This window comes from Rhodococcus sp. P4_F3_2 (assembly GCF_056401335.1).
Genome location: NZ_JBFUJN010000001.1, coordinates 19891 through 32533 on the forward strand (window position 1 = coordinate 19891; position 12643 = coordinate 32533).

General features: G+C 62.3%; 12 protein-coding genes. 5 read left to right on the plus strand and 7 right to left on the minus strand.

Annotated elements, in window-relative coordinates; translation table 11 throughout:
* Window positions 1-47 precede the first annotated feature (47 nt).
* Both AC1DWA_RS00115 and AC1DWA_RS00120 read right to left on the minus strand, forming a co-directional pair.
* Complete coding sequence (locus AC1DWA_RS00115) at window positions 48-1589, minus strand: alpha/beta fold hydrolase (RefSeq protein ID WP_477845648.1); 1542 nt, start codon at window positions 1587-1589, stop codon at window positions 48-50.
* A gap of 99 nt (window positions 1590-1688) precedes the next feature.
* A complete protein-coding gene (locus tag AC1DWA_RS00120) occupies window positions 1689-2504 on the minus strand; it encodes a MerR family transcriptional regulator (RefSeq protein WP_019745361.1) in 816 nt (271 codons plus the stop codon).
* A gap of 128 nt (window positions 2505-2632) precedes the next feature.
* Here AC1DWA_RS00120 and AC1DWA_RS00125 point away from each other — a divergent pair, with 128 nt between their 5' ends.
* From AC1DWA_RS00125 to AC1DWA_RS00140, 4 genes are all read left to right on the plus strand, one after another.
* Window positions 2633-3583, plus strand: a complete 951-nt coding sequence (locus AC1DWA_RS00125; RefSeq protein WP_113682581.1) for a TauD/TfdA dioxygenase family protein — start codon at window positions 2633-2635, stop codon at window positions 3581-3583.
* Window positions 3584-3726: 143 nt separating this feature from the next.
* Window positions 3727-4857 carry an ABC transporter permease gene (locus AC1DWA_RS00130; protein WP_477845649.1) on the plus strand — a complete coding sequence of 377 codons (1131 nt, stop codon included), beginning with the start codon at window positions 3727-3729 and terminating at the stop codon, window positions 4855-4857.
* A complete protein-coding gene (locus AC1DWA_RS00135) occupies window positions 4854-5540 on the plus strand; it encodes an ABC transporter ATP-binding protein (protein ID WP_020970838.1) in 687 nt (228 codons plus the stop codon). The genes AC1DWA_RS00130 and AC1DWA_RS00135 overlap by 4 nt, the downstream gene beginning before the upstream one ends.
* Before the next feature lie 27 nt (window positions 5541-5567).
* Entirely contained in the window at window positions 5568-6119 is a 552-nt protein-coding gene (locus AC1DWA_RS00140; protein ID WP_021331952.1) for a TetR/AcrR family transcriptional regulator, read from the plus strand.
* A gap of 9 nt (window positions 6120-6128) precedes the next feature.
* Here AC1DWA_RS00140 and AC1DWA_RS00145 read toward each other — a convergent pair whose 3' ends face one another.
* Window positions 6129-6503: a nitroreductase family deazaflavin-dependent oxidoreductase gene (locus AC1DWA_RS00145; protein WP_097386852.1), complete on the minus strand. Its 375-nt coding sequence runs from the start codon at window positions 6501-6503 to the stop codon at window positions 6129-6131.
* A 110-nt stretch (window positions 6504-6613) separates the two neighbouring features.
* Here AC1DWA_RS00145 and AC1DWA_RS00150 point away from each other — a divergent pair, with 110 nt between their 5' ends.
* The gene (locus tag AC1DWA_RS00150; protein ID WP_097386853.1) at window positions 6614-7267 is read left to right on the plus strand and encodes a TetR/AcrR family transcriptional regulator; all 654 of its coding nucleotides are present in this window, start codon (window positions 6614-6616) and stop codon (window positions 7265-7267) included.
* Here the strand turns inward: AC1DWA_RS00150 and hutG are convergent.
* The 4 genes from hutG to AC1DWA_RS00170 are packed head-to-tail and all read right to left on the minus strand — an operon-like array spanning window position 7264 to window position 12637.
* Window positions 7264-8232, minus strand: coding sequence for a formimidoylglutamase (gene hutG, locus AC1DWA_RS00155; protein ID WP_021331955.1), 969 nt, complete (start codon window positions 8230-8232; stop codon window positions 7264-7266). The genes AC1DWA_RS00150 and hutG overlap by 4 nt on opposite strands.
* A 23-nt stretch (window positions 8233-8255) precedes the next feature.
* Window positions 8256-9446 (minus strand): imidazolonepropionase, encoded by a 1191-nt coding sequence (hutI, locus tag AC1DWA_RS00160; protein WP_029256288.1) that lies wholly within the window; start codon window positions 9444-9446, stop codon window positions 8256-8258.
* A 37-nt stretch (window positions 9447-9483) separates the two neighbouring features.
* Entirely contained in the window at window positions 9484-11157 is a 1674-nt protein-coding gene (gene hutU / locus AC1DWA_RS00165; RefSeq protein ID WP_019745352.1) for a urocanate hydratase, read from the minus strand.
* Between the two features lie 43 nt (window positions 11158-11200).
* Window positions 11201-12637 (minus strand): purine-cytosine permease family protein, encoded by a 1437-nt coding sequence (locus AC1DWA_RS00170; protein WP_020909179.1) that lies wholly within the window; start codon window positions 12635-12637, stop codon window positions 11201-11203.
* Between the last annotated feature and the right edge of the window lie 6 nt (window positions 12638-12643).

Consider the following 12643-nt stretch of genomic DNA (forward strand, 5'->3'; position numbering starts at 1 on the left):
CGCATCAGATCACGCAGGTCTTCCGGTGATGGGATCGCCGGATATCGTCACGACTCGCACACCACGTCTTCGGCGGGCAGTGAGCCGTCGAGCAGGTACGAGTTGACGGCGGCGTTTGCGCAAGTATTCGCGTAGCCCGGGAACACCGCATGAGTGCGGCCTGGAACTGTCACGAGCCGTGAGCCTTTCATCGCTTCGTGCATGCCGAGGCCTTCGTCGTACGTCGTGCGGGTGTCACCGGTTGCCTGGATCTGCAATGCCGGAACGTTGTTGTCGATGTCGATCCGCTTCGGGGCCTCACTGCGCCAGAACGCGCAGGGCATGATCGTGTTGTGCGTGCCGGCGAAGATCGGCTGATCACCACGGTGCTCCTCCAACTTGTTGCGATACCACGCGGGATCGCTCGGCATCGACACGTCTCCGCAGACAATGGCGATTGTTCCGGCATAGTCAGGGCCGGTCCCCAATTCGGTCTGGAACCACGCCTGCATCAGTCCCGTCAGCTGGGGATGGATGTCCTCGACGGTCTTGCCTGCGGCGAGTTCGCGCAACTGAACCAATACCTGCGCGAATGCCTCGCTTTCCTTTTCGGTGTCCCCGGTTCCGTTGACGTACATCAGGAATGGAAGGACGTGATCGTCGACGGCGTAGTCACCGATCTGAATCGGAGTGGTGGCAGCGTCCGAGATCAGCTTCTCGATGAGGGCGCGAACTTCGGCGGGCGTCGATCCGAGTGCATAGGTGGAATTGCGTTCTGCTGCCCACTGTGAGAATCCGTCGATCGCTTTCTCATTGGCCGGGCCCATGTCCTGGAACATCTCGTAACCGTATTTCTTCGGGTCCGGTGCGCTGTCGAGAACCACACGGTCGGTCCTGTCTGGGAACATTTGCGCATAGGTCGCACCAAGATATGTGCCGTACGACCACCCGAAGTACGACGCCTTCTCCTGGTCGAGGGCGCCACGAATCACGTCGAGGTCGCGGGCGATGTTCTGAGTATTGATGTGCGGCAGATAGTCCGGGTACTTGTCCCAGCATGTGTCAGCGGCCTCGCGTGCGAGCGCAACACTTTCGTTCCACCCTTCCTCTGTGGTACCCGGTGAACGCATCCATGTCATCTGCTCGACGCCGCAGTCGATCGGCGTGCTCTTGCCGAGCCCTCGGGTGTCCATGCCGATGACGTCGTATGCCGCTGCGACTTCCGGTGTCATCCCGGCATTCAGAATCTCGGGCAATCCCAGTCCTCGGCCACCCGGGCCACCAGGGTTGGTGAGCAGGATCCCGCGTCGCTGTGCAGGGTCGGTGGATGCGACCCGCGAGATCGCCACTTCGATCGTCTTGCCGTCAGGGGCGGAATAGTCCAAAGGTACTGTGACCATGGCACAGTCACTTGCCGTCGATGTTCCGGTGTCTGTGGCGCATGGCCCCCATTCGACATCCTGGTCGTAGAACGCGCTGAGATTCGATTGTGGATCTTCCTGCGGAGCAGCAGGATCCGAGCACGCCGCCAGCGCAGGTACTGCGAGTGCGGCAGCGGCGATTGTGGTAGCCAGCCACTTTCGTGGTCGAGGCGTGCGTGATCTGGGCATGATGGATCCAGTCATTGTCGTGTCGTGTCCTTGTTTCGAGCCCATTTTCGGGCAGCGTTGATCACCCCACTTCCGATGTGGGGATTCAGTGGCGGAGTTTCAGGGTCGAGACTGGCGGGCAGCGAACTCGGCCGCTACAGCCTTCGCGAATCTTTCCTGGGTCGGGGTTCTTCGATCTGCTTGGTGCTCGCGCAGCACCGCTACCAACCGGGTGGGTGAAGGGCGTTCCGGTGCGGCCTGTTCAGGAAGCACTCTCTCGGTGAAATCGCAGAACTGAATGGCAAGGGCCGCAATCGTGTCGGCGTCCGCCGGAGCGTCGGTGAGGGCGTACATGCGAGTAATCAATTCGATTGCCTGCTTGCGGTTCGGCTTCGCCAACGCCCGGCGGTGTGCGCTCAGGAGTGAATCGCAGACTTCGGGATCACCCCCGGAGACGGTGAGCGCGAGAATCAGGAGTTCGCGCTCGTTGTCGATCCACGCTGTCGGTGCACCGGCAACGACGTACTGTGCGAGCACTTCCGAAAACGCGTCGGGTAGTTCGGGATCGGCGTTGCGGCGTAGCGACTCGATGTGAGCACGTTGAACCGCGATCTGTTCGGCCTTGGCTGCCAGTTCCTTGTCGAGTGCGTCGAGTGCGGACCGGGTGTCGTGAGCGTCGCCGTCGAGCAGTTCGGCGATCTTGGCAACAGGAATCCCCAGATCGCGCAGGCGGCGGATGCGGCTCAGTCGTGCCAGGTCCACCGCCCGGTACATGCGGTAGCCGTTGGGTTGGCGTTGTGGTTCTTCGAGAAGCCCGTTCGAGTGGTAGTAGCGCACGGATCTGACGGTGGTGCCGGCCAGATTCGCCAGCTCGCCGATGGTCATCATCGCCTCGCCCTCCCGTTTGTCGATTCGGATTTCGTCTGTGGAAACCATTCTCCAACCCTGACGCGGCGTCAGGGTCAAGGTGCGCGCCGGACAACGTGACCGTTGACACTTTAAGGAGATAACCTTAATCTGGATTTTGTCCGTTACGACACCGTCGATTCCGAGGAAGTGCCTTGATGGCTACCCTTTTGCCTGCGGCAACGATCTTTCCGATCCCCACCGATCCGCTTGCTGCCTATGGTCCACTTGTCGCTCGCCGGAATCCCGAGTCGGTAGTTGCGGCGCCGTACGAACACTGTGCGGTCAAGGCGGTCACGCCGACGATCGGAGCGGAAATCTCCGGTATTCGACTCGGTGGGGACCTGTCTGATGCCGTGATTGCGGAACTTCGCCGCGCTCTCCTCGAATGGAAAGTCCTCTTCTTTCGGGATCAGGACCTCGGCCGAGCGGAACATCGAGCTTTTGCCGAGCGTTGGGGCGATCTCGAACAGCATCCGTTCTTCAAGTACACGCAGCCAGGGCAGACGGACGTCGATGTCACGACGCTGGCCAAGGATGCGATGGTCGGCGGCGTCGAGAACAACTGGCACAACGACGTGACGTGGCACGAGTTTCCTTCATTTGCCGCCGTACTTCGTGCAGTCGAGGTGCCAGAGGTGGGTGGTGACACGTTGTGGGCTGACACCGCTGCTGCCTACGATCTGCTTCCGGAAGACGTCAAGAAGCGTATCGACCCGCTTGTTGCAGAACATGATTGGATCAACTCGTTCGGCAGGTCGATGCCGGCGGATGCGGTCGAGATGTTGCGTCCGAAGTTCCCCGCGGTGCAGCATCCGGTGGTTCGGGTCATTCCGGAAAGCGGCAGGCGGGTGTTGTTCGTCAACATGACCTTCACGCAACGGATCTTGGGCGTATCCGAAGAGGAATCGAACGAACTTCTCACGATGCTGTATCGCCACGTCAATCGTCCGGAATTCCAGGTCCGACTGAAGTGGGAGCCGAATACTGTTGCCTTCTGGGACAATCGGACCTGCCAGCATTACGCGGCCAGTGACTACTTCCCGGCTCGTCGTGTGATGGATCGAATCTCGATTGTCGGCGATCGGCCAGTGGGCGTCGGGGACTGATACGACGCTCAGCGCCTCACGATGTCTACTACGAATAGTAGTAACGCACCTCACATAGTTTTTCGACGCCTTGTCGATATGATTTCGACAAGGCGTCGATAAAAGTCGGCGTAACTCGCACCGACGACTTTGGAGCTTCCCGAATGTTCCTCGCCCTGCGTGAACTGTGGTTTGCGCGAAATCGATTCCTCTTGATGGGTGCCGTGGTTGCCCTCATCTCGATCCTGATGGTGATCCTGTCCGGCCTCTCGTCCGGCCTGGTCAATGATGGTGTGTCCGCTTTGCAGCGGACGCCGATTCAGGCGTTTGCCTTCGCGCCGGACACCAAAGCCGACTCGGCGTTTTCGCGCTCGGTCGTCACCGAGGAGCAGGCGCAGGCATGGCGCATGCAACCCGATGTCCAAGACGCCGGACTCTTCGGCAACATGATCGTCAATGCAAAAACTCGCAGTGGCACGCCTGTCGATCTCACGCTCTTCGGTATCGAACCTGGCTCCTTCCTCGAGCCCGTCACCGCCGACGGGAGGGGACTGCAAGCCGACACGGACATCGTCGTCAGCTCTACCTTCCGTGATGATGGTGTTGCGATCGGTGACACCGTGATACTCGATCGACTCGGTACGGAGCTGACAGTTGTCGGATTCACCGAAGACAAGCGCACTTTCGGTCACGTCGACGTCGCCTACCTGCCCCTGCGTACCTGGCAGGAGGTCCACGCCGGTGCCAAGATCGGCGAAACCGCCAACGCCAGTGCCTATTCCGAAGCGAGTGTCGTTGCGATTCGGGGCCTGGACGATGTAGTGCCGGACCTCGTGTCGGGAGATGCGGCGGCGGGAACGTCTGCAAAGACGCTCGAGGAATCTTTCGACTCCTCACCGGGCTTCTCCGCGGAAATGATGACAATGTCGATGATCAAGGCGTTTCTGTACGCGATCTCCGCACTGGTCGTCGGCGCATTCTTCAGTATCTGGACAGTTCAGCGTGGTCGCGAACTCGCAGTGTTGCGTGCGATGGGAGCCTCCACCGGCTTTCTGCTTCGCGACGGCATGGCACAGGCACTGGTAGTGCTGCTTGGTTCCATCGGCATCGGTGTGTTGCTGGGCTTGGGGCTCGGCTCGGGACTCGAAGGCGGTGGGATGCCGTTCGCTCTGGAGTCCGGCCCTGTCGTCAACGGCGCAGTGCTCTTGGCGGTACTCGGGCTGATCGGCGCAGCCGTTTCCATCGTCCGCGTTACGCGTGTCAACCCGCTCACCGCATTGGGGGAAAACCGATGACCACAGTCGAAAAAACCACTACCGGACTGGTATTGACCGCTGTCAGTCTTCGATTCGGTGACGGTGACTCCACAGTGCTCGCCCTCGACAACGTGGACCTCGAGGTCACGGGCGGCGAACTCGTCGCGATCGTCGGGCCGTCAGGGGCTGGAAAGTCGAGCTTGCTCGCTGTGGCAGGCGGACTCGGTCGGCCGTCGAGTGGAACGATTGTCATCGACGGCGTCGACGTGTCGGCGATGCCGGCCCGTGCATTGGCCAAACTTCGACGAGACAAGGTCGGCTTCGTCTTTCAATCCGGCAATCTGATTCCAGCGCTGACGGCGCGCGATCAGCTTCGGCTGATTCCCAAGCTCACGGGGCGGCCGGGGCGCGATCCCGAGGAATTGCTCGACTCGGTCGGTATGAGCCACCGTGCGGATCGTCGACCTGGTCAACTCTCCGGCGGTGAACGACAGCGCGTCGGTATCGCTCGGGCATTGATGAGCAATCCCTCGCTACTGCTCGTCGACGAGCCGACGGCTGCTCTCGACCGCAAGCGTAGCCATGAGGTGGTTGAACTGCTCTCGCGCGAAACTCACGAGGCCGGCGTCGCTACGATCATGGTGACCCACGATCACGACGTGCTCGGGCACTGCGACCGCATCCTCGAAATGGTTGACGGTCGATTGCGTCAGAGCGAGTAAGCCCGCAAGGGGACTGGAGGAGATTCGGTGCCGAGGATCGATGCCCCCACTGTGGTCGAGCATCGTGCTGCTCAGCGGCGTGCCCTCCTCGACGCTGCACACGCTCTTCTGTCCGAGACCCCGGACCGGCCGCCGGGGCTCGGTGAGGTGGCAGCGAAGGCCGGGCTCGCCAGGTCGAGTGCCTACCACTACTTCCGGTCCCGAGAAGATCTCCTCAGTGCCGTCGTCGAAGACATGTTCCCGCGCTGGAACGACAAGATCGTCGAAGCGATGGCAGGCGCAGACGATCCGGTATGGGCGTACGTCGAGGCAAACCTCCAGCTGGTTGCCGACGGGGAGCATGCGATAGTCGGAGCGCTGGCGACGCTGACCCCGCAAACGTTTCGAGATTCGCGGATCATGGAAATGCACGACAGTCTTGTGCTTCCGCTTGTCGAGGCCCTTCGCCTCCGTGGCGTGTCGGACCCGAAGCTCACCGCCAAGTTGATCAACTCGCTGGTGCATACGGGTACTGAACTGATCGAATCCGGTTGCAGCATGGACGAAGTCAGGTCCGCCGTGCGTGAGGTCCTCGCGTGACGGGCAGCCTCAGGCCGTAATCAGATCCATCCGAAGGTACTCGGTGATGCGGAGCAGTCTCGGGGGTTGGGACACGTCTGAGGAAAGTGCTTGAAATGCTTCGTCTTTCGTGACGAGGCGCGGGGCGCCGAGGCCCACCTCCGTCTCGTCGACCGACAGTCGAGCGCTTCCCGCTTTCAAGACGTTCTGCACCCAGTCCGAGCCTGATCCGTACACCAGAATGAAGACATAGCCACCCTCGACCGGATAGGCGTCGAGAGGTGTCCGGTAGGTCGTGCCGGATGTGCGTCCGACGTGTGTCAGTATCGGCCATTTCCCGCTCGAGATCGCGCGAGGATTGAACACTCGCTTGTTGACGTGTCCCCACCATCTCGGCATCGGCATTGCGGTCTCCCTTCGCGAGCGCCTTACGAACGTAAGGCTGGCTTACACCTGTAAGGGTGACTTACGGATGTAAGGTTGTCAACGTATTCGTTCCTCGGAGGGGAGTCTGTGTGTCACGGCAACCGCGACAGTCGCTGAACAGGACTCGCGTAATCGAGGGCGCGATCCGCGTTGCCGACGCGGGTGGTGTCGAGGCCGTCACGATGCGACGGGTGGCCCAGGAGTTGGGCATCGAGGCGATGTCGCTCTACCACCACGTGCCCAACAAAGATGCGATTCTCGACGGCGTCGTCGATGCGGTCTTCGAGGCGATCGACCTGCCTGACAGCGAGTGCGCGGATTGGCGAGATGCAATCCGCGGACGCGCCTTTTCCGCTCGCACAGTCCTGTCGCAGCACCGTTGGGCTCTCGGTTTGCTGGATTCGCGACGCAACCCTGGCTCGGCGACCATGCGTCATCTCGACGCTGTGCTCGGAGTCCTCCGGAAGGCCGGGTTCACGCTGCCGATGGCCGCCCACGGAGCCTCGCTGATCGACAGCTACATCGGCGGATATGTTCTCCAGGAGGCGAATCTGCCGATCAGCGGGCCCGTCGACGTCGAAGAAGTTGCGAGTGACATCCTCGAGCACCTTCCGGCTGAAGAGTTGCCCTTCCTTCACGAGATGATCGTCGATCACGGTCTGAGTCCGGCTTACGACCACACGAGTGAGTTCGCCTACGGTCTCGATCTCATCCTCGATGCGCTGGAGGCGCGCCGATGCTAGCGCCGAACCGGCACGTGCTTGGTGACTATCCGGTGGATCAGGCGAGCAGCGGTCCGGGCAGTGCGATTGTCGATGTCGAGGCTCGGGTTCAGTTCGGCGACATCGAGAACCGCGAGCTTTCCGCTGGATGTGACTCGATCACATACGTATTGGATTGTTTCCAGGCTGACGCCGTAGGCCGCGGGTGCGCTGACGCCCGGCGCCACGGCGGCGGGAAGCACGTCGAGGTCGATGGTCAGGTAGACCAGATCGACGTCGTCGAGGAAGTCTGCGAGGAACTGATCCACGACGCCTCGAGCGATCACTCCGCATTCTTCGTCGAGCAGATAGCGAACGCCAAGGCGGTGAGCCGTGTCGAACAGAGCAGTGGTGTTGCTCGGTTGGCTGATTCCGATCACGCTGTACTGATGTGAGGTGCCTGCCGCGGCTTCGTCCTCGGCGATCTGACGAAAGGGCGTGCCGGAACTGGGGATCGGGTCGCCACGAAGGTCGAAGTGCGCATCCAAGTTGAGGATTCCGAGTTTGGCTCCGGCGGTTCGCAACTCGGAGCCCGCGACGCCGAGGTATGTACCGTAGGCGATTTCGTGTCCTCCCCCGAGAACCACGGGGAAGTGTCCCGAATCGAGCGCGGCACTGACGGCGTTCCCGAGTGCGGCCTGACCGGCCTCGAGTTCTTCACCCGACACGGCAACGGTTCCCGCGTCCTGAATCTGCAGTGGTTCGGCCAGCGCCATGGAGGCCAACCCCGCTCGCAATGCGTCCGGGCCATCCGCGGCGCCGCGGCGGCCCTTGTTGCGGCGGACTCCTTCGTCGCTGGAGAATCCGATCAGAACACAGTCGCCGGGAGCTGTTTCGGCTGAATACGGTTGCACGGCATGATGCCACCGCAGATGCTCGGCAGTGGTGCCGTCGGAGCGCCCGGTCCACGGCTTGGGTTCGATGTCGACTGCGATCTGATGTGCCACGACGGCCTCCCGGTGAGTGTATTTCAGTAGCTTGTGGCGAGTGCGCCGTTTTTCCAGACCTCGCGCACCAGAGGGACGCCCGGGCGGTAGGCGAGGTGGAGGTACGACGGTGCATCGAGCGCGATGGCGTCGGCACGTGTTCCGAGAGAAAGGGTTCCGACGTCGGTGCGCTGCAGCGCCCGAGCGCCACCTGCAGTGGCTGCCCAGACTGCCTCAGCGGGCGTCATGTGCATGTCTCGCACCGCAATTGCGATGCAGAACGGAAGGCTCGTGGTGTAACAGGTACCGGGATTGCAGTCGGCGCCCAGAGCTACGGTGACTCCGGCGTCGAGCAGTGCGCGGGCGTCGGGGTACTTGTTGCGGGTGGAGAAGTCGGCGCCGGGCAACAGCGTTGCGACGGTAGAACTCTGAGCCAGGGCATCGATGTCCTCGGCGGTGACGTACGTGACGTGGTCGACGGACGCTGCTCCCATCTCGACGGCGAGCTGGACTCCTGGCCCTTCGCCGAGCTGATTGCCGTGGACGCGGGGGATCAGTCCGGCGGCGACGCCTGCGCTCAGGACTGCATGAGCCTGTTCGCGGTTGAATGCTCCTCGCTCGCAGAAGACATCGATCCACTTCGCGTGTGGCGCACAGGCAGGGATCATCTCGTCGCACGCCATGGCGACGTAATCATCGGCGCGGCCGGCATATTCGGGTGGTGGAACATGGGCGGCCAGCAGTGTGACCTCGTCGGTGAACTGTCCGGCGATCAGTGCGCTGCGTAGTTCGCTCTCGGTGTTCTGCCCGTACCCGGTCTTGCATTCGACGGTTGTGCTGCCCGAGCGCAGGGATTCGTCGAGTAGGCGTCGAACATTGGCCTGCAATTGCTCGTCGGTGGCCGAGCGCGTCGCTTCGATGGTGTTGCGAATGCCGCCGGCGGCGTACTTCTCGCCCGCCATGCGAGCTGCGAATTCCTCGGCCCGCTCGCCACCGAACACCAGGTGCGAGTGACTCTCCACGAAACCGGGGAGCAGGGCCCGACCGCCGATATCCTGACCGATATCGGCAGCCGGGGCGTCGGCGGAATCGCCGACCCAAGCAACAACGCCGTCGTCGAAAACGATTGCCGCGTCGTGTCGTACGCCGAGCTTGCCCTCACCCAGAGTCGGGTCATTGGTGACGAGGGTTCCGATGTTGGTCAGAACTGTGGTTCGAGAACCATTCGTGGTCAATGTCATTCCTAACTCAGGGTGAGGTGGTGGAGCTGTTTCAGTTCTCGGTCATCGGGATACGGACGCCGCGCGTGGCCGCCGTGTCGATGGCGTGGTCGTATCCTGCATCCGCATGCCGGATGACGCCCATCCCGGGATCGTTGGTGAGAACCGCTTCGAGCTTCTTGGCTGCGAGTTCGGTGCCGTCGGCGATGCACACCTGTCCCGCGTGGATGGAGCGTCCCATACCGACGCCGCCGCCTTGGTGAAGTGAAACCCACGACGCGCCGGACGCGGTGTTGACCAGGGCGTTGAGCAGCGGCCAGTCGGCGATCGCGTCGGACCCGTCGATCATCGATTCGGTTTCGCGGTACGGCGAGGCGACCGATCCCGAGTCGAGGTGATCGCGGCCGATGGCGATCGGCGCGGACAGTTCGCCCGAGGCGACCATCTCGTTGAACTTGAGGCCCGCGAGGTGGCGCTCACCGTATCCGAGCCAGCAGATGCGGGCCGGAAGGCCCTCGAAGGCAACCTTTTCGCCTGCCATGGTGATCCAGCGACGCAGGTGCTCGTTCTCGGGGAAGAGTTCGAGGATGGCCTTGTCGGTGGCCTCGATGTCCTTGGGATCACCGGAGAGAGCTGCCCAGCGGAAGGGGCCGAGACCTTCTTCGAAGAGCGGGCGGATGTAGGCGGGAACGAATCCTGGGAAGTCGAAAGCGCGGTCGTAGCCGGCCTTGCGGGCCTCGTCACGGATGGAGTTGCCGTAGTCGAACACCTCGGCGCCGGCGTCCATGAATCCGACCATGGCCTTGACGTGCGCGGCCATCGCGTTGCGGGAATCTTCGGTGAACTTCTGCGGATCCTTCTCCGACATGATCTTCATGTCGGGGAAGTCGATCCCGATCGGCAGGTAGGCGAGGGGATCGTGGGCCGAGGTCTGGTCGGTGACGATGTCGATGGGGGCCTTCATCTCCAGCAGCGCCGGGAAGATCTCTGCCGCATTGCCTTCGAGGCCGATGGAGAGCGGCTTCTTGGCGTCACGTGCCGCTGTCGCCAGTTCGAGCGCGTGCTCGATGCTGTCGGCCTTGGTGTCGAGGTACTTGTGGGCGATACGACGGTCGATGCGGGTGATGTCGCAGTCGACGCAGATCGCGACGCCGTCGTTCATGGTGACGGCGAGAGGCTGAGCGCCGCCCATTCCGCCGAGACCCGCAGTGAGGGTGATCGTTCCGGCGAGCGATCCGTTGTAGCGCTTCTTCGCGATGGCGCCGAAGGTCTCGTAGGTGCCCTGCAGGATTCCCTGGGTGCCGATGTAGATCCAAGAGCCTGCGGTCATCTGGCCGTACATGGTCAGGCCGAGGTCTTCGAGACGGCGGAACTCTTCCCAGTTCGCCCAGTCACCGACGAGGTTGGAGTTGGCGATCAGCACTCGCGGTGCCCACTCGTTGGTGCGGAAGACACCGACCGGCTTGCCGGACTGCACCAGCATGGTCTCGTCGTTCTTCAGCGTCTTCAGCGTGGCGACCATGGCGTCGAATGCCGCCCAACTACGTGCTGCGCGACCGGTTCCGCCGTAGACGACGAGGCTGTCCGGGTGCTCGGCAACATCGGGGTCGAGGTTGTTCATGAGCATGCGCAGGGCGCCCTCCTGCTGCCAACCGAGCGTCGTGAGCTCGGGGCCGCGGGGAGCACGGACGGGGCGCGGCTCGTGGCCGGGGGTGCTGATTTCCATGGTGTTCTCCTTGCTTAACTGAAGTTCGAAAGATGTTGGGGGATCAGACGCGAGAGTCGGTCATCGCGGTGTGATCGGGGTAGATCATCGACGAAGGTGGATTGCTGGTGCGTTTGGCGAGCGGGTAATAGATCAGCCCGGTGAACACGATGCCGACGATCCAGGAGATGTCGGCGCCGCCGAGCATGTCCGTGACGGGGCCGGTGTACATCTTCTGGGCGAGGAACGGGATCTGGGCGAGAACGCCGGCGGCGTAGCAAGCCAATGCGGTGAAGTTCCATGCTCCGTATCGACCGTTGACGTCGTAGAGCGCCGGAATGTCGATGCGCTCCTTGGAGATCAGGTAGTAGTCGATCAGATTGATCGCACTCCACGGCGTGAACACCATCAGCAACACCAGGACGAAGTTCTTGAAGTTGTCCAGGAAGTCGGCGCTGGCGGCGATCGCGATCAACACCGAGACGGCGGTGAACCCGAGAATGTAGAGGGTACGGGCGGTGCTCGAGATTCGTGACTGGCCGTTGAAGGCTGTGACGGTGGTCAGGATCGACATGAATCCGCCGTACGCGTTGAGCACGTTCACCGTCAGCTTGCCGACCAGGATGACGAAGTAGATCAGGAAGGCGATGGCAGCGGGTCCGGCCAGATCTCCCATGAAGCCGACCTGGTTACCCAGGAACGCGTCGCCGGCGCAGGCCGCGACGAGGGCGCCGAAGGTCATGGACCACTGTGATCCGATGACGCTACCGAGGAACGTCGACCAGAAGGTAGTGCTCTCGGAGGTGCTGCGCGGCAGGTAACGCGAGTAGTCGGCGACGTACGGGCCGAACGTGAGCTGCCAACCGGCGCCCAGCGAGATCGCGAGCAGGAAGGTGACGATGTCGAAGCCCTTGATACCGACGTACGAGGCGACGTCGTACTCGAGGAACAGTCGAACGGCCAGGTAGGAGAATCCGACGATGCCCACGACGGTGGCGATCCTGCCGACGATGTGGATCAGCTTGTAGCCGGTGACCGCGACGAATGCGGTGAGGAGACCGAAGACGACGATGCCGACGGTGGGGCTGTCGATGTGCAGGATCTTGTTGACGGCTTGGCCGGCCAACACGGTGCCGGTGGCAGCGAAGCCGAGGTACATCAGGATGACGAGAACTAGCGGTACGACGGCTCCCTTGACGCCGAACTGGGCGCGACTCGAGATCATCTGGGGGAGGCCCATGCGCGGGCCCTGTGCGGAGTGAAGCGCCATGACAGCGCCACCGAAGATGTTGCCGATCAGAAGTCCGACGATTGCCCAGATGGCGTCCGCGCCGAATACGACGGCGAGAGCACCGTCGACGATTGCCGTGATCTGCATGTTGGCGCCGAACCAGAGAGTGAACTGGCTGCGCGGGGTGCCGTGTCGTTCTGCATCCGGGACGACGTCGATAGTGCGTCGTTCCGGAGTGAGGATGACCTCGGCCGGTCCATCGTGAGTCATAGGCCT